Source organism: Prosthecobacter fusiformis (assembly GCF_004364345.1).
In the GTDB taxonomy this organism is placed as follows: domain Bacteria; phylum Verrucomicrobiota; class Verrucomicrobiia; order Verrucomicrobiales; family Verrucomicrobiaceae; genus Prosthecobacter; species Prosthecobacter fusiformis.
On sequence record NZ_SOCA01000018.1, the window covers coordinates 18931 to 35612 of the forward strand.

Here is a 16682-nt window from a genome sequence, read left to right on the forward strand (position 1 = left end):
GAGAATCCCCGCAAGGCGCGTGTTGGTGGTGGCATGGGTTCTCACATGGCGGGTTCGGTGCCTTTCTGGAGGGTATTTTACTGCTTCACAGAAAGGCATCCGCAAATCCTCTACGCGGGGATTGCGCTTAGAGTGGGATGCATTCAGTATCTGCGGCCAAACCCGCATGCAGATTTCTCCCCAAACATTCGCCAAGTTTGTCGGCCTCGGGGCAGGGGCTCTGGTGGGTGGACCACTCTTTGCCTGCCTTGGGTCCACGTGTGGCGGATTCATTGGGGACATGTTCGCCAGTGAAGATGAGGGCGGCTGGGGCCTGGGGGAGAGTTTGACCGGCGTCTTTGGCAATGTCTTCGCCAGCAAAGTGGAGCCTCTGTTTGGTCCTGCCACTTCGGGTTTCAATCATGACCTCCGCCGTGCCGGTGCCCAGGCCCTGGTGCAGGCGCTGGAGTGGAAAAAAAGCCCCGGCCCCCTGGCGGCGGCGCTGCTGAAGCAGGATGGCTTTACCTGCATGGATGAGCCGCGTCGGGAGATGCTGCAACGCATCTTCAAACGCTGGCGGGATCATATCCAGGCGGTGCTGGATGCGGCTGAAAAAAAGCGGGATGGGCGGCTGCTGGATGCGATCCTGCCGCCGGGGGATGATGACACCTTCGCCGCTCTGGCAGATGGTAAGCTAAGCGCGGAGCAGGCGACGGCGGATGCCTGGGCGCGTTTTTATCAGCAGGCCCTGCAGCCCGTGCTGGATGGCCTGGAAAATAAGGACGACCTGCTGGCGTTTAACCTGCCCACCCTCCAGTCCCGCACCATCACCTGCCTGGCCGCCGTCTTCCCCGCCGTGTTCAGCAAGGTGGTGAAAAGCGGCGACCATCGCGCCGCCTGGATCGCCTACCAAAAAACACTCCTCACCGCCACTCAACGCGCGGTGCACGAGATGGGTGAGCGGATGGGTCAGCACCTGACGAAGATCGAGGCGAAGATGGATCTTTTGGTTGAGGATAGCAAAGCGGGCAAGGAGTGGCAGGCGCAGCTCACGCAGTTTCTCGCCGTGGTGAAGCCCACTCTCGAAGGCCAGTGGAAGGAGACTGCGGCGATCCGGAAGATCGTCACCAGCCTTCAAGGGCAGCTTGCGGTTTATCACGCGGATGTACAAAAGGTCAGCCCGCTGGCCGTGTATAAGGATGCTTTGTTTGAAGCCTACGCTGGTTATGCCGAGGTGGGGCATCCCATCACCGGCGGCAGTTCTTATGATGCACGACAGGCTTTGATCGGCGATATTTTTGTGGACCCTTGCTGCTCTGCGGAGCGGGTTTCGCCTGCCCGGATGGAGGCTGCGGCGGAGGATGATAGCCCAACTCCGGGCGAGGATTTATTGGTTCTGATTCAAAAGGTTTTCACAGAGCCGGGCGGACGGCGGATGGTGCTCCTGGGTGATCCGGGCATGGGAAAGTCCACCCTCGTCCGCTGGCTCACGGTCTCGCCGCTTCTTACCGGGGCGCGAAAAAGAAAGGCGCGCATCCAGCCAGTGACCCTGCCGCCGTGCCTGAAGTCCGCCATCCCGCTGCCTTTCATTGTCCGGGATCTGGTGCGGCATCTGCCGGAGGATCCGGAGGCATGGGACTGGGACGCACTCACGGATGCTTTCCGTCAGTTCCGTGCCACCAGCACCGCCGTCAGGCCCCTGCTCTCTGCCTATGATGGTTCAGACGCCGCCTTTGAGTCTTTGCTGGCGGATGAAAATGCCCTCTTTCTCATTGATGGCTTGGATGAAATTGGCACTCCCCGCAAGCGCGAGAAAATGAGCGCTGCCATCATCGAGGGATTCGCCAGGCTGCCACGCGCCCGGTTCATCATCACCTCACGGTTTGTCGGCTATGAGGATGCGCCGGTGCATGTGCGGATCACCCAGCGGGAGAGGGAGGGAAACGCAGCGCCGGACGGCGATGAAGTAACTCTGGCCCATGCAACGAAAGGAATGGCAGGCAGCAGGCGGGAAGGAGCTGAAAACGGTTCCACCGAATACCTGACGTATCTGGTTTACCTGACGCCTTTCACGGATGCGCAGCAGGACAAATACGCGCGGCTGTGGTTCGACGTACGCATCGGCCCCGCCCTGGGGAAGGACCGTGCGACCACCCTGATGGCGGAGGTGCGGCGGAAGAAAAGCATCCGCATCATCTCCCGGGTGCCCAATCTCCTCTGCATGATGGCGCTGCTGAAGATCCACAACGTGCCGCTGCCCGATGGCCGGGCGGAGCTCTATGCCGACATCAGCAAGGCGTATCTGGATACCATCCAGGAAGCACGCGGCATCGATGTCGCCTGGCACGGTCATGCACTGCCCTGCACCCAGAGGCAGGCGGAAAAATGGCTCGCCATCATCGCCATGCATCTCCAGGTCCGCCGTGTGGGGGAGGAAAAGGAATCGCAGAACGAAGCGCGTGATGAAGAAGGCGAAGAAATTCTGGCCACCCTGGAGGATCTGCGCTCCTGGCTCCAGCCGGTCTTTGCCGCCGATAAACCCGGTGACAAAGCGGATGATCTGCTGCGCGATTTTCTCCGTTTTATCACCCAGCGCACCGCCTTCCTCCTCGAGCGCGGGGAGGGGCAGTACGGTTTTGCCCACCTGTCGTTTCTCGAATACTACGCCGCCTGCTGGCTGGAGATCGAATTCCGCCGTCTGCTCAATCAGAACCGCCCCAAGACCTGGCAGCATGAGGATTTGATGATGGAGCGAGAATCCTTTCAGCTTCATACGGAGAAAGCCCTGTGGCATGAGCCCCTGCACTTCCTGGCCGAGATCCTTTCCAAAAATGAAGATGATGCGCAGAGCCTCATGGAGTGGTTATTCCCCGGATTTGTGGACGGTGAAGAGACTGCACTGCCCGAAGCGCCGCCACTGGCGTCTGCGAATCTCCTGGCGGCGCTCACGCTGGATAAAAAAGTCAGCCTTCAGCCCAGCCAACGCCCCGCCATCTGGTCCCGTCTGTGGCAGCATTGGCTGGCTCAGATGCCGGAGCATGTGTTTGAGCTTGAACATCCTTGGTATATCGCCCCTGCGCTGCTCGATGTCTCTGATGAGCAACCCCGCATTCTGGCCAGCCTCGGCCAGCATTTGCCCGGGCACCGCAGGCTCTTGCTGCATCATTGTGCCGCCTTGACTTCCCTCTCTTGTTTAACACAGGCCACCGACCTGGATGAATTGAGCCTGGCGTGGTGTGTGGGATTAAAGTCAGAGGCTTTATCTGTTTTTGCAGCATCTCCTAAGCTGAAAACGCTAAATCTCATCGGCTGCACGGGAGTGAGCGACCTGAGCGGACTCCAGGCATTGAGCAGCCTACAAACGCTTGATCTCTATGGCTGCACGGGACTGAGCAACCTGAGTGGACTCCAGGGTTTAAGCAATCTGGAATCGCTTGACCTCAGAGGCTGCACGGGAGTGAACGACCTGACAGGACTCCAGGGCTTGAGCAGCCTGCAAATACTTTACCTCAGCGGCTGCACGGGAGTGAGCGACCTGAGTGGGCTTGAGGGCTTGAGCTGGTTGCAAATGCTTGAGATGATCGGCTGCACGGGAGTGAGTGACCTGGGGGGACTCCAGGGCTTGAGCGGTTTGCAAACGCTTACTCTTATCGACTGCACGGGAGTAAGCGACTTGCGGGGACTCAAAGGATTGAGCAGCCTGCAAGAGCTTGACCTCAGCGGCACAGGAGTGAGCGACCTGAGTGGGCTCCATGGCCTGAGCGGTTTGCGAACGCTTCATCTCAGTGGCTGCAAGGGAGTGAGTGACCTGGGTGGGCTTCATGGCCTGAGCGGTTTGCGAACGCTTGACCTCAGCGGCTGCACAGGAGTGAGCGACCTGAGTGTGCTGGAGGGCTTGAGCGGTTTGCGAACGCTTAACCTCAGCGACTGCACAGGAGTGAGCGACCTGAGTGTGCTGGAGGGCTTGAGCGGTTTGCGAACGCTTAATCTCGGCGACTGCACGGGAGTGAGCGACCTGAGTGTGCTGGAGGGCTTGAGCGGTTTGCAAACGCTTCATCTCAACCGCTGCAAGGGAGTGAGCGACCTGAGTGGACTCCAGGGATTGAGCAGCCTGCAAGAGCTTAACCTCCACGGCTGCACAGGGGTGAGCGACCTGAGTGCGCTGCAGGGCTTGAGCGGTTTACAACAGCTTGGTCTCAGAGGCTGCACGGGACTGCGCGACCGGGAGCGGCAGGTGGCGGATTTGAGCAAGTCGTTGCGTTACTTGATGGTTGACAGATGAGTCGAAAGTGGGTCGGTCTTGGACGGGTGACCTGACTCCTTGTTAGACTTAGCCAGACTGCTCCTGGGTCAGGCTTTGACCTCTGGGGCAGGCTCACGATCTCCGGCATCATCACGCTGCGGCGTTGATGGATCTTCGGCCAATAAGACGACCATCACCCTTGGAAACTCAGTTTCGGAACGCGAAAGACATTCTCTGGAGCTGTGCGTAGATGGTTTCCGCGATGGTCCCATAGAACACTTTCTCCCCTTGCCCAGAAATCATCAGGTGTAATTCACCGTTTTCATATTTGTAATGGAAAAACTGGATCTGATTTACATTGAGGTAATAGGCTGGCGAGATTTGGATAAAGTGCATTTCTAAAGCTTTAGCATTGCCGTCAAGCGGCCTCTGCACCGGCTGAAGCCGGGACTACAAAACTTTCCCCCTTTGCGGTGGAGCGATGGTCGTTAGACTTTGCGTTTTGGCCGCGGAGGGGCGGAGGGGCAGAGAGGGCTTTATTTGGATAATGAGGCTTTTTGGATAGGGGGATGGGGTGGATGGGGCCTATGGGCTTGTCTTGGGGGCGCTGAATCTGGGAACTGCGCACAGAGGACTGAGGATTGGTTTTTGAATGCCGACGGGTCGTCGGCGCTCCATGGTTGTTGGGGCGGACGGGGGGCTTGAAGTACCGTGGGCACTCTTGCCCGCGAAGGGGTGTTCTTGGGGCTTCGAAAAGCGGGGAGGTCTGCGGACGGGGTGCTTTGGGGCGGACGGTCGCGGGCAGGAGTGCCCACGGTACTTATTGGGGCGGACGGGGGGTTAAGAACGGTCTTGCGCGGGACGCACAAGACGGCAGGCGGGACGCCCGCGCTCCATGGGACGGGCGGGAGTGCCTGCGGTGGTTGTGGGAGTTCAGCTGCCGGGCGTGGTAGCCTCTACAAGAATGGCGCGATAGACTGCGCCTTTGGTCCGGTGCTCCCGGGCTTTTTGGTAGGCGGGGCTGTGGTACCAGGCCCGGGCTGCCTCCATGCTGGGAAACTCAGCAATGACGACACCTTCGGTGCTGTCTCCTTCCCACACCTCATGGGGTCCGTATCCTGAGAGCACCTTGATGGGGTGCCCTTCCAGGGTGGCTGGGGCCTCTTTCCAGTAGGCTTCCAGCTCGGCCTGGTCGAGGGTCTTTTCACGGGTGAAGACGATATAGGCAGGCTTCGTGGCGGGGGGCTTCTGCGCTGGCTGTACTGAGGATGCTTCAGCGCGAGATGCTTTCGTGGATGGATCGCAAGCGACCAGTGTGATGGCGGCTAAGATGGTGCCTGCAATGAGGAAGGGATGTTTCATGATTTTTAATGCGTTCAGGATTCTACAGGGGGCTGGTGGAGTTATGCCTCCGGCTCGGTGCACACGGCTTCAATGTTGCAGCCATCCGGGTCGAAGACATAGGCGGAGTAGTAGTCAGGGCCGTGGTCGGGAGTCAGTTCCGGCTTCCCGTTATCCCGTCCTCCTGCAGCAAGGCCAGCGGCGTAAAATTCCTCCACCTGTACCCGAGTTGAGGCAGTGAAGGCAATGTGGCACTGGGTCACTTGCGCCGCGCCCTCTTGGATAAAGAAGTCTAGCCCGCCTTTGATGCCAAAGCCAACGCCCTTTGTCCCGGTGCTGGACGTGTATTCCGGGGTGGCCGAGTAACCGAGTGGGGCGAGCGCCTTCTGATAGAATTCCAGACTGGCGGACAGATTGCTGACGGTGATGATGATATGGTCAATCATGGATTTGAGTGTGTCATGTTAATCGTTGGATCCGGTTTTCTTTTGGTTAGGCCGTCGGCACCGTGCCGCCATCAATGACATATTCCGTCCCGGTAATGGAGCTCGCGCGAGGCGATACGAGGAACGCAATCAGGTCGGCCACCTCCGTTGGCTTCGCCGGACGCCCCAGGGGGATGCCGCCCAGGCCGTTCATGACGATCTGCTTTGCTCCTTCGGAGTCCGTGCCCGCACTCTCAGCGATGCGTTGGAGAAAGGGGCCGGCGGCTTCCGTCTCTACCCATCCCGGCGACACGCGCACCACGCGAATGCCCTTGGGAGTGACTTCCTTCGAAAGGCTCTTGCTGTAGGTGGAGAGCGCAGCCTTGGCCGCTGCATAGGCAGTGGTGGATTCCGGCAGCGGGAGCTCGTGCTGGATGGACGTCACATGCACGATGACACCTGAGCCTTGCCCAATCATCGCCGGAAGTAGCGCCCGGTCTATGCGGACAGCACTCATCAGGTTCAGGTTGAGTTCGCTTTGCCAGACATCGTCATCCAGATTGACGAAGCCGCCGGCCGGTGCGTTCGAGCCGCCGACGACATGGATCATGATATCCACTCCGGCGAGATGCCGCTGCACCTCTCCCGCGACCGTGGCGCACCCCTCGGCAGTGGCCACATCCGCGGCAACGTAGTGGACACCCGGCACCGGATTTCCCGGTGCTTCACGTGCGGTGGTGATGATCTGCGCTCCCAGACTATGCAGAGTTTCCACCACGGCGGCACCAATGCCCTTGGTCCCTCCTGTAATCAGGACACGGCGGCCCTGGAGATGAAGGTCAAAACTGATGCTCGGAATGTTATTTGTATTGTTCATAAGATACTTTGTTTGGTTGAGGTGGCACAATGCGGCATCGAGATTGGAAAGACAATGGTCGTAAGTCCTATATTCTGGTCCAAAACGCCAAAAAAGGATGCATTCTCTGTCTTTTGGGATTAATGGTGACGCATGGATGTTCTCGCTCACATGATGTCGCTCATGCGGACCAAGGCCTCGCTCTACGGGCGGCTGGAGTTCACTGCCCCTTATGGATTTCGGTTCCCCGCCAAAGACGGTATCTGTCTCATGGTGACACGAGGTTCGTGCTTTCTCGGTGTGGATGACTCACCGCTGGTTTCCCTGGTGGGTGGGGACTTTGTGCTCATGCCGACACCTGGCCACTACACCATTCGTAGCAGCCCCGAGGTGCCTCTACGCCCATGTGAAGAGGTGGCCTCTGCGGAGGAGTTTTACCGTACTCGTCTCATGTGCTTTGACGGTGGCCAAGGGCCTTCCACCTCCATCGTTGCGGGATGCTTCTCGCTGTCCACGACGGAGAGCAAGCTGCTGGTCAAGCACCTTCCTTCGATCGTGCATCTGCAAGGCTCGGGTAGCCACATTGAACCGTGGTTCCAATCGACCCTGCAATTCATCGCCGCGGAGGTGTCCCAAAAGCTGCCGGGGGGGACTGCCATCGTGGACCGCCTGGCGGAGGTGCTTTTTGTGCAGGCGATGCGGTCCCGCATCGGCTCCGCATCCGCCACGGACAAGCCAAGCTGGCTGCGGGCCCTGGATGATCCGCAGGTGGGCCGGGCCATCGAGCTGATGCACGAAGAGCCAGAGCGGCAGTGGACCGTGGATGAGCTCAGTCGTTGCGTCGGCATGTCGCGCTCGGCCTTCGCGGAGCGTTTCCGCAGGCTGGTGGGGGAGACGCCGCTGGACCATCTCACCCAGTGGCGCATGGTGAAGGCCGGCCACATGATGCGGGCCACCCCGCCCATCAAGCTCGTGGAGATCGCCCTGGCAACGGGCTACGAGTCAGAAAGCTCCTTTGGCAAGGCCTTCCGCCGTGTCATGGGCGTTTCCCCGGGGAAATATCGCTCCTTGAATCACGATAGCCCGTAGGGCCGTGGAAATGGGGTCTGGGCAAGGGGGGCTTTGTGGGTTGCAGCAATGCACCGGCTGAAGCCGGGACTACAAAACTTTCCCCCATCCTTGTCACTCTGCTTCCTCTGCCTCTCTGCCACTTTGCGGTGGAGCGAGGGTCGTTGGACACTTTGTTTTGGCCGCGGAGGGGCAGAGGGGCAGAGAGGGCTTTATTCGGGTAATGAGGTTTTTCGGATAGGACGGATAGGGTGGATGGGGCCTATGGGGAGGGTGGGAGGGGGCTTGATCTGAGGACTGCGCACTGAGGACTGAGGATTGGTTTTTGAATGCCGACGGGTCGTCGGCGCTCCATGGTTGAGGGGGCGGACGGGGGCTTGAAGTACCGTGGGCACTCTTGCCCGCGAAAAGGGTGTTCTTGGGGCTTCGAAAAGCGGGGAGGGCTGCGGACGAGGTGCTTCGGGGCGGACGGTCGCGGGCAGGAGTGCCCACGGTACTTATTGGGGCGGACGGGGGCTTGAGAACGGTCTTGCGCGGGACGCACAAGACGGCAGGCGGGACGCCCGCGCTCCATGAGGCGGACGGGGGTATGGGGTTTTTCGTTCTTGGCATGGTGGGGGGGATTTGGCAGGATGATGGGTATGATTCTTTCGGCACAGCATTTGACGAAGAGGTTTCCGGGCGTGGTGGCGCTGAAGGATGTGTCGTTTGACCTGCGGGCGGGGGAGATCCATGCGCTGTGCGGGGAGAATGGGGCGGGGAAGAGTACGCTGATCAAGCTGCTGTCCGGCATCCATCCGCATGGGAGCTATGAGGGGCGATTCGAGGTGGGAGGGGAGGAGGCGCGGTTTCAATCCATCGCGGATGCGGGGCGGGCGGGGATCGCGGTGATTTATCAGGAGCTGGCGCTGGTGAATGAGATGTCTGTGGCGGAGAATATTTTTCTGGGCAGTGAGCCGCGGCGGTTTGGCGGGTTCATTGATTGGCCGAAGATCTACCGGGAGGCGAAGGTGCTGCTGGACCGGTTTAAGGTGAGGCTGGACCCGGCGGCGCGGGTGGTCACGCTGGGGGTGGGGCAGAAGCAGCTGGTGGAGATCGTGAAGGCGCTGGCGAAGGACTCCAAAATCCTGATCCTGGATGAGCCGACGGCGGCGCTGGCGGAGCATGAGGTGCTGATCCTGCTGGATATTTTGAAGGACCTGCGGGCGCGGGGGATGGCGTGTGTGTATATCAGCCATAAGCTGGATGAGGTGTTCGCGATTTCGGACCGGATCACGGTGATCCGGGATGGGACGAGCATTGTGACGAAGGAGGCGGGGGAGATGACGAAGGCGGGGGTGATCCAGCACATGGTGGGGCGGGAGATCACGGATCTTTTTCCCCGGCGTGCGGCGGTGCCGGGGGCGGTGGTGCTGCGGGTGCGGGATCTTTCGGTGAAGGATGAGCAGGGGCTGCCGCGGCTGCATGGGCTTGGCTTTGACCTGCGGGCGGGGGAGGTGCTGGGCATCGGCGGGCTGATGGGCGCGGGGCGGACGGAGCTGCTGATGCACCTGTTTGGCGCATGGGGACGGCGGACGGCGGGGACGGTGGAGCTGGGCGGGCGCAGCCTGGATGGCCTGGCCCCGGCGCAGGTGCTGAAGGCGGGCTTGGCGCTGGTGAGCGAGGACCGGCGGCGCTATGGGCTGATCCTGGAGCAGGAGATCGGCTTTAATTTGTCATTGAGTTCGTTAGGCCAGTTTAGCCGGGCGGGGTTTGTGAACCGGAGCGAGGAGGCGGTGCGTAACCAGGAGTCTTTCAAAAGCCTGCGGGTGAAGGCGACGGGGCTGGAGGCGGTGGTGGGGCGGCTTTCCGGGGGGAATCAGCAGAAGGTGGTGCTGGGCAAGGCGCTGATGACGGGGCCGCAGGTGGTGATGCTGGATGAGCCGACGCGGGGCATCGATGTGGGGGCGAAGCTGGAGCTCTATGAGCTGATCAACCAACTGACGGGGGAGGGGAAGGCGGTGCTGCTGGTCTCCAGCGAGCTACCGGAGCTGATCGGGATGAGTGACCGGATTTTGATGCTGAATGAGGGGAGGATCGGCGGGGCGTTTACGCGGGCGGAGGCGACGCAGGAGCGGCTGATGGAGGCGGCGATGGGGCAGGTGGGGGTGGGGTGAGGTGGGACGGGAGTGCTCAGTGCTCAGTGCTCAGTGCTCAGTGCTCAGTGCTCAGTGCTCAGTGCTCAGTGCTCAGTGCTCAGTGCTCAGTGCTCAGTTGGGGGACGGGCGGCTTGGGATAGGGCTTATGGGGCGTCTAGGTCCTATAGGCTGGATAAGTGTGTGCGCCTAATCTGAGGACTGCGCACTGAGCACTGAGCACTGGTTTTTGAATGCCGCTCAGGTGCCCGCCTTCACTTTAACTGATGAGCAGCAACCGGGCGGCCTGGCCGGGGTGGGTCTCGGGGGCGCGGTGGATGCAGGGGGGGACGGGGGAGGTGGGGTGGTTCACGGCGATGCGCCAGAGGTGGCCGAGGCCGAAGGCGTAGGGCTGGGCCTGGGGAAGGGGGGCGTAGTGGAGGTCGAAGCAGTTTTCGCTGAGGAATTCGCGGAAGGTTTCGTCGTCCGGGCCATCGTGGAGTTTGAGAAGGGCGGCGCGGGTGTGGGGGATGTCCACATGGCGCTGGGCGTGCTCATTGGGCAGGCCTTCGCTGGCGGGGCCGTGATAGGTGCAGAGGTAGGTATCGGCCTCGGTGGTGGCGCTATCGGCGTGGAAGGAATAGACGTCGGTGGCCAGGCCTTCGGGTTCGGCATCGCGGGGGTAGGCGTGGATGCAGTTTAGCTCCGGGGCCAGGCCGTGATCCCGCAGCAGGCGCAGGTCCTGCAGCATTTGATCGGCGGCCTGCCTGCCTGCGGGGCTGAGGGGGAGGCTTTGCAATTGTTCTTCATCCAGCGGCAGGATGCCTTCGCCCGGGCCGAGGAGGCGGACGACTTCGCTGTAATCTCCGGTCAGCTCGCGCTCCCAGCAGAGGGCATTGACGCCATCGGCAAAGGGGGTGCTGATGAGCGCCTGAAAGCTGTGCACCTTCCGGATGCGGGGGGAGACGGGCGGGGGAGGGAAGGGCATGGGACGGGTCAGGGTGGAAGGCGGAGTGTGGGGCGTTTGGGCGGTGGGTGCAACTGGGTTGGGAAAGAAGGGGCTGGAGGGATGCTCTTGTTGGCCGCAGAGGGGCGGAGGGGCAGAGGGTCAAAGCACACAGGCTGGACGCCTATGCTCCATACTTGGGGGCGACTGATTTTCAAAATCGTTCAGGATGAGGAGATTGGCTTGGGATGCCATATCCATTGATATCCATTCAGTAACCATTTACTCAGGCGGATGATGTGAGTGCCAGTGAAGGTTTGGTCTTGACGCAAGGCTTCACCGGAAGTTTCTCAGGGGAATGAGTTTCTATTCCCTCGAATTGTGTGCCGGTGGCGGCGGCCAGGCGCTGGGACTGGAGGGGGCGGGATTTCATCATGTGGGGGTGGTGGAGTATGAGCCTCAGTTTTGCACTACCCTGCGGATGAACCGCCCGCACTGGAATGTGATCCAGCAGGATATCCGGGACTTTCAGCCATCTGGATTTGGGGATGTGGACCTGATTGCTGGCGGGGTTCCCTGTCCGCCTTTCAGCATCGCGGGCAAGCAACTAGGCAGTGATGATGAGAGGGACATGTTTCCCACGGCTTTGGACATTATTTCAAAGGTCCGCCCACGGGCGATCATGCTGGAAAATGTGCAGGGGCTGGCTTCGGCCAAGTTTAGAGATTACCGAAATGATCTGCTGAAGAAATTAGGCAAGATGGGCTATGAGGCTGAATGGAAAGTGCTTCAGGCTTCGGACTTTGGCGTGCCGCAGTTGCGCCCCAGGTTTATCCTGGTGGGGATGCGTGCGGACGATATGAGGCACTTTAGCTGGCCTGAGCCTGCTTTATCTGCTCCCACGGTGGGGGAGACTTTGGTGGATCTGATGGGGGCGAATGGGTGGCTGGGCACGGAGGAATGGGTGGCGAAGGCGAACCGCATCGCTCCCACTTTGGTGGGTGGATCGAAGAAGCATGGTGGGCCGGACCTGGGGCCGACGCGTGCCAAACGGCAGTGGCGGGAGCTGGGCGTGGATGGTATGGGCCTGGCGGATGAGGCCCCGGATGTGACGACCCCTGAGGATAAGCTGCCCCGGCTGACGGTGCGGATGGTGGCGCGTATCCAGGGCTTTCCGGATGAGTGGCAGTTTAGCGGTAAAAAAACGGCCTCCTACCGGCAGGTGGGGAATGCTTTTCCACCGCCGGTGGCGCGGGCGGTGGGGCGGCGGATCATCGCGGCTTTCAAGCGTCTGAAAGCGGATGCGAAGTATGGTCACGCTGAGGCTCAACTGCGTCTTTTTGAAGAACCTGCAAAAATGTCATGGAAAAGAAAAAAGGCTCCAAAGCTCTGATCCTGGCCTTCCTGCTGGAGCGGGTGGGAGCGGTCGTCACTAGCAAGCAACTCCAGGAGGCCTCCGGGGGGGCGGCGGAGTGGGGCCGCCGTGTCCGTGAACTGCGGGATGAGGAGGGGTATGACATTCTTTCCCACAAGGACCGCGCCGGGCTGAAACCGGGGGAATACATCCTGATGAGCGGGAAGCGCCGCCCGGCGTTTAAGCGGGGTATATCCAAGGAGACGCGGGCGATCGTGCTGGAAAGAAACGGCTATACCTGCCAGATGTGCGGGGCTGCTGCAGGGGATGCGGACCCTTTTAATCCAAGCCGTACGATCCGGCTGACCCTGGGGCATATCATGGATAAATCCAAAGAGGGGGCGAGGATACTCCGTCCAACCTGCGGGCTGTGTGCAGTAACTGCAATGAGGGGCTGCAAAACGCGGCTCCCATCAAGCCGGATCTGTTGACGCTGCTGGCCCAGATACGAAGGGCCAATATCCAGGATCAGAAGGCTGTGCTGGAGTGGATGCTGCGTAAATTTAAACTGCGTTCTGTGCCGCAGGATTGAGGACGGTGGGGCTGGAGGGAAGCTCGGATTAGCCGCAGAGGGGCAGAGGTGCAGAGGGCTGTGAGTTTAGAGGTAAGGTCAAAGCACACAGGCGAGACGCCTATGCTCCCTGCTGGGTGCGGAGTAAAGGAGTCCAGAGCTTAGCTCGCTTGGACGGCGGTTCTCGTGTGACTCGTTCGACGTATGATTTGGCGGTTGGGTATCCGCTGGGAATATGCCGGAGTCTCAGGCCCGCTTGAGCTTGCCGCTGGCGGTGAGGGGGAGGTCGGGGACGGAGGAGAAGAGGAGGGGGATTTTATAGCCAGCGAGGTGGGTGCGGCAGTGGTTGCGCAGTTCCATGGTGGTGGGGGGGCCTTCGGGGCTGGGGATGTAGCGGACGATGGGCACTTCCCCATACAGGGGATGGAGGCGGGCTTCGACGAGGGAGCGCTGGACTTTGGGGTGGGAATCGAGGACGCGCTCGACTTCCTCCGGGAAGACTTTCATGCCGCCGACGTTGATGAGGGTCTTTTTGCGGCCGCAAATGGTGACGCGGCCGGCGGGGTCGCGGCGGCCGAGGTCGCCGGTGGGGAACCAGCCGTTGGCATCGAGGGCCTGGGCGCGGGGCAGCCAGGGGTCGAGGTAGGCGTCAAACATGCCTTTACCCCGCAGGCAGATTTCGCCGGGGTCGCCCTGGGGGGGCTCGTGGCCGGTGTCATCCTGGAGGCTGCATTCGTAGGCGCTGAGGGGGAGGCCGATGGCCTCGGGGGCTTCCTGGGCTCCGGCGAGGTTGAGGACGGGGAGGCCGAGCTCGATGATGCCGAGGCCCTGGACGAGGTCCTGATGGAAGCGGGCGCGGAATTTTTCGGCGGTGGCGGCATCCAGGGCGGCGGCGGTGGCGACGGCGAGGCGGAGGGTGGTCCATTCGGCCACGGGGGGGGCTTCGACGAGCTGGCGGTAATGGACAGGGCTGCCGTACATGACGGTGGCGGCGTGGGTGGCTCCGGCGCGGAGGAGGTCCTCCCCCATGTGGGTTTCCTCGATGAGGGTGGTGGCGCCGTGGTAGAGGTAAAGGATGATGGAGACGGCGAAGTGGTGGGCCATGGGCAGGACCCAGAGGACGCGGTCGGCAGCGCCGATGCGGAGGCCTTCGTTGGCGGCGGTGATGCGCTCCAGGAGGGATTCGTGTGAAAGGAGGACGCCTTTGGATTTGCCGGTGGTGCCGGAGCTGAAGCGGATGAAGGCGGGGTTTAGGGCCTCAAAATCCGCCGTGGGGAAACTGGGGATGATGGGGGGGAGGCGCTGGAGGAGGATTTTTTGCCCGGCGAGGGTGAGGTGGCCGAGGGGCTGGGTGGCCTCCGGCAGCCAGGTGGCGAGGGGCTCGGCCACGAGGACGAGATCCAGCGCGGTGCGGGTGGCGAGCTCGCGCTTTTCTTCATCGGCCAGTTCATCCGGGATGGGGACGAAGCAGCCGCCGGCGAGGAGGGTGGCGAGGGCGAGGGGGACGTATTCCAGGCTGCTGGGGAAGTGTACGCCGATGCGCAGGCGGTCCGTGCGGACTGGGGCGGGGAGATCCGCCGGGAGGTGCTGGCGGATGTCTGCGGCGAGGGCATCTGCCTGCTGGAAGAGGGCTGCGTAGGTGAGGCTGCGGTCTTTTTGGACCAGGGCGAGGGATTCGGGCGTGGCCCGCTGGCGGATGGCTTCGACGATGCTGAGCATGAAGGGGACGAGATCTGGGGCGTGTTTTTTTAAAAGGGGGATGTGCCGGGAGGGGTGCCTATCCGCTAAGGCCCAGGGGGAAGTCTCCGCCGCGCGCTGGGGTGGTGCGGGGCGGGCAGGGTGGGCGTGGATGGCCCTCCCGAGCAGGGAGGGGCTCGGCCCTGGGTTTTCAACGGGGGTCTTAGAAACCCCAGGAGACGCCGAGGGTGAAGCCGAGTGAGTTTAGGCCGGGATTGGGGTCGGTGGCACCGAGGTTGGACAGGTGCTGGAACATGGCTCCGGCGCGGAGGGACATGGTCTCCGTGATGGCATAGGAGACGCCTGCGGCGGCGAACCAATTATACGTGAGATCCTGGCCCTGGCCTCCGGCGACGCCCTGGGAATCGATCCAGCCGAAGCCGCCGCCGAGCTGGCCGTAGATGGACCAGGTGCCGGTGGGGTCCCAGAACTCCAGGGAGGGGGCGGCCATGAAGCCGAGGTAGTGGTTTTCCGGGCCTTCGATGATGGCCTGACCGATGGCGGCGAAGCGGCTGCGGACGACGAGGGCGGAGCCGTCGTTAAAGACGTGATGAAGCTGGTAAGCGGGCCGCCAGGAGAGGATGACGGGGGCGATTTCGTAATCCAGCGGGGTGTCTCCGCCGACTTTCCAGAGGTATCCGGCCTCGAGGTCGATGGAGTTTTGCTGCCAGGGCAGGAGGGTGGTTGGGGGCTCCTTGGCAAAGGCGGCCGTGGTGGCGGTGGCGAGGAGGGTGAGAAGGAGGAGAGTCTTCATGCAGGTGTATGAAGCCATGAAGCGGGGCGGGATGCAAGGAAAGGGATGGGGGATTTGAGGGGGGCTGGGGGGGAGGGAGGGTAGAAAGATTTGGGGTAGAAAGATTTTGGGAGGGATGGGACGGGGAGGCGGCAGGAGTGGGGTGGGGGGGAGGACGGGAGGGGCTTCGAGGTGGCTATCCGCTCAGGGGACTGAGCGGGCTACTTTTTGAGGTGGGCGCTGAATCTGGGGACTGTGCACTGGGGACTGAGCACTTGTTTTTGAATGCCGAGGGGTCGTCGGGGCTCCATGGACTGCTTGCGGCAGTTAAGAGAAGAGGGGCTTCGGGGCGGCTATCCGCTCAGGGGACTGAGCGGGCTACTTTTTGAGGTGGGTGCTGAATCTGAGGACTGCGCACTGAGGACTGAGCACTTGTTTTTGAATGCCGACGGGCCGTCGGCGCTCCATGGACTGCTTGCGGCACTTAAATGGAAACTTCTGGGGGCGGGGAGGCTTTCTTTGTGCTTGGATCGTAGGGTATTCGTTGCCCGCTTTCTTGACTCTATGATGATGACTTTCCGTTTGTTTTCTGCCTGCCTGTTTTTGTCCACGATTTTGCTGACGGGGTGCTCGATGCAGGGGGGCTATTATGGGGGTGGGGTGGCGGGGTATGGGCAGAATGTTTTCCGCTATGGGCAGCAGGGGGTGAATGCGGCGCGGAGGCTGCCGAACCGGGTGATGGGCGTGTTTCGCGGGGATGACTCGTTCTGGTATGCGGACGGGATGTATGGGCGGCCGTCCATCCAGATCTGCCTGGGGGAGCAGATGGTGTACCTTTATAAAGGGGGGCAGTTGGCGGGGGGATCGCCTATTTCATCTGGGTCGGAGGGATACGATACGCGGCCGGGGCGGTATAGTGTGATCCAGAAGGACATCGACCATAAGTCCTCCATCTATGGAGACTATGAGGACATGTATGGGAATGTGATCATGACGAACATCGATAACCGCAAGGACCCCCGGCCGGTGGGGACGCGGTTTGAGGGGGCGAAGATGTATTATTTTATGCGGATCTATGGCGGGGTGGGGATGCACCAGGGCTATTTGCCGGGGTATCCGGCCTCGCACGGGTGTATCCGCCTGCCGGGGCACATGGCGGAGAAGTTTTACCACGCGTGCCCGATGGGGACGCCGGTGACGGTGGTGAGGTGAGGGGGAGGGCTCAGTGCTCAGTGCTCAGTGCTCAGTGCTCAGTGCTCGGTGCTCGGTGCTTGGTGCTTGGTGCTTGGTGCTCAGTGCTCAGTGCTCAGTGCTC

Annotated in this window: 13 protein-coding genes; 7 read left to right on the forward strand and 6 right to left on the reverse strand. The window is 61.4% G+C overall.

Annotated elements, in window-relative coordinates; genetic code table 11:
• The first annotated feature begins 166 nt into the window (after positions 1–166).
• Entirely contained in the window at positions 167–4261 is a 4095-nt protein-coding gene (locus EI77_RS22455; protein WP_133797560.1) for an NACHT domain-containing protein, read from the forward strand.
• Positions 4262–5155: 894 nt separating this feature from the next.
• On the opposite strand, the gene EI77_RS22460 is transcribed toward EI77_RS22455, so the two are convergent.
• The 3 genes from EI77_RS22460 to EI77_RS22470 all read right to left on the reverse strand — a co-directional run bounded on the left by EI77_RS22460 (position 5156) and on the right by EI77_RS22470 (position 6838).
• Complete coding sequence (locus EI77_RS22460; protein WP_345778284.1) at positions 5156–5443, reverse strand: DUF1330 domain-containing protein; 288 nt, start codon at positions 5441–5443, stop codon at positions 5156–5158.
• Positions 5444–5625: 182 nt separating this feature from the next.
• Positions 5626–6009, reverse strand: a complete 384-nt coding sequence (locus tag EI77_RS22465) for a VOC family protein (protein WP_133797562.1) — start codon at positions 6007–6009, stop codon at positions 5626–5628.
• A 46-nt stretch (positions 6010–6055) separates the two neighbouring features.
• The gene (locus EI77_RS22470; RefSeq protein ID WP_133797570.1) at positions 6056–6838 is read right to left on the reverse strand and encodes an oxidoreductase; all 783 of its coding nucleotides are present in this window, start codon (positions 6836–6838) and stop codon (positions 6056–6058) included.
• Between the two features lie 159 nt (positions 6839–6997).
• Here EI77_RS22470 and EI77_RS22475 point away from each other — a divergent pair, with 159 nt between their 5' ends.
• Together EI77_RS22475 and EI77_RS22480 are read left to right on the forward strand one after the other, a co-directional pair.
• On the forward strand, positions 6998–7933 hold the full coding sequence (locus EI77_RS22475) for an AraC family transcriptional regulator (RefSeq protein ID WP_133797563.1): 936 nt from the start codon (positions 6998–7000) through the stop codon (positions 7931–7933).
• A 620-nt stretch (positions 7934–8553) separates the two neighbouring features.
• Positions 8554–10068 carry a sugar ABC transporter ATP-binding protein gene (locus EI77_RS22480; RefSeq protein ID WP_208300453.1) on the forward strand — a complete coding sequence of 505 codons (1515 nt, stop codon included), beginning with the start codon at positions 8554–8556 and terminating at the stop codon, positions 10066–10068.
• 238 nt (positions 10069–10306) lie between these two features.
• Here the strand turns inward: EI77_RS22480 and EI77_RS22485 are convergent, their stop codons facing one another.
• A complete protein-coding gene (locus EI77_RS22485) occupies positions 10307–11014 on the reverse strand; it encodes a DUF1826 domain-containing protein (protein WP_133797565.1) in 708 nt (235 codons plus the stop codon).
• A 316-nt stretch (positions 11015–11330) separates the two neighbouring features.
• Between EI77_RS22485 and EI77_RS22490 the strand changes: the two genes are divergently transcribed.
• From EI77_RS22490 to EI77_RS24125, 3 genes are read left to right on the forward strand one after another with little or no spacing between them, the layout of a single operon-like run.
• Positions 11331–12365 carry a DNA cytosine methyltransferase gene (locus EI77_RS22490; RefSeq protein WP_133797566.1) on the forward strand — a complete coding sequence of 345 codons (1035 nt, stop codon included), beginning with the start codon at positions 11331–11333 and terminating at the stop codon, positions 12363–12365.
• The gene (locus tag EI77_RS23910) at positions 12335–12817 is read left to right on the forward strand and encodes an HNH endonuclease (RefSeq protein WP_243839022.1); all 483 of its coding nucleotides are present in this window, start codon (positions 12335–12337) and stop codon (positions 12815–12817) included. Before EI77_RS22490 ends, EI77_RS23910 begins: the two co-directional genes overlap by 31 nt.
• On the forward strand, positions 12748–12918 hold the full coding sequence (locus EI77_RS24125; RefSeq protein WP_345778285.1) for a hypothetical protein: 171 nt from the start codon (positions 12748–12750) through the stop codon (positions 12916–12918). The genes EI77_RS23910 and EI77_RS24125 overlap by 70 nt, the downstream gene beginning before the upstream one ends.
• 225 nt (positions 12919–13143) lie before the next feature.
• On the opposite strand, the gene EI77_RS22500 is transcribed toward EI77_RS24125, so the two are convergent.
• Both EI77_RS22500 and EI77_RS22505 read right to left on the reverse strand, forming a co-directional pair.
• Positions 13144–14616, reverse strand: a complete 1473-nt coding sequence (locus tag EI77_RS22500; protein ID WP_133797567.1) for a class I adenylate-forming enzyme family protein — start codon at positions 14614–14616, stop codon at positions 13144–13146.
• Positions 14617–14797: 181 nt separating this feature from the next.
• A complete protein-coding gene (locus EI77_RS22505; RefSeq protein WP_166647448.1) occupies positions 14798–15388 on the reverse strand; it encodes an acyloxyacyl hydrolase in 591 nt (196 codons plus the stop codon).
• A gap of 582 nt (positions 15389–15970) precedes the next feature.
• Here EI77_RS22505 and EI77_RS22510 point away from each other — a divergent pair.
• Positions 15971–16579, forward strand: coding sequence for a L,D-transpeptidase family protein (locus EI77_RS22510; RefSeq protein WP_208300454.1), 609 nt, complete (start codon positions 15971–15973; stop codon positions 16577–16579).
• Positions 16580–16682: the final 103 nt, after the last annotated feature.

Excerpts from the sequence above, each read along its gene's own strand:
- EI77_RS22455 (WP_133797560.1), top strand. The coding sequence starts at position 167 with ATGCAGATTTCTCCCCAAACATTCGCCAAGTTTGTCGGCCTCGGGGCA.
- EI77_RS22465 (WP_133797562.1), bottom strand. The coding sequence starts at position 6,009 with ATGATTGACCATATCATCATCACCGTCAGCAATCTGTCCGCCAGTCTG.
- EI77_RS22475 (WP_133797563.1), top strand. The coding sequence starts at position 6,998 with ATGGATGTTCTCGCTCACATGATGTCGCTCATGCGGACCAAGGCCTCG.
- EI77_RS22480 (WP_208300453.1), top strand. The coding sequence starts at position 8,554 with ATGATTCTTTCGGCACAGCATTTGACGAAGAGGTTTCCGGGCGTGGTG.
- EI77_RS22485 (WP_133797565.1), bottom strand. The coding sequence starts at position 11,014 with ATGCCCTTCCCTCCCCCGCCCGTCTCCCCCCGCATCCGGAAGGTGCAC.
- EI77_RS22490 (WP_133797566.1), top strand. The coding sequence starts at position 11,331 with ATGAGTTTCTATTCCCTCGAATTGTGTGCCGGTGGCGGCGGCCAGGCG.
- EI77_RS23910 (WP_243839022.1), top strand. The coding sequence starts at position 12,335 with ATGGAAAAGAAAAAAGGCTCCAAAGCTCTGATCCTGGCCTTCCTGCTG.
- EI77_RS22500 (WP_133797567.1), bottom strand. The coding sequence starts at position 14,616 with ATGCTCAGCATCGTCGAAGCCATCCGCCAGCGGGCCACGCCCGAATCC.
- EI77_RS22505 (WP_166647448.1), bottom strand. The coding sequence starts at position 15,388 with ATGAAGACTCTCCTCCTTCTCACCCTCCTCGCCACCGCCACCACGGCC.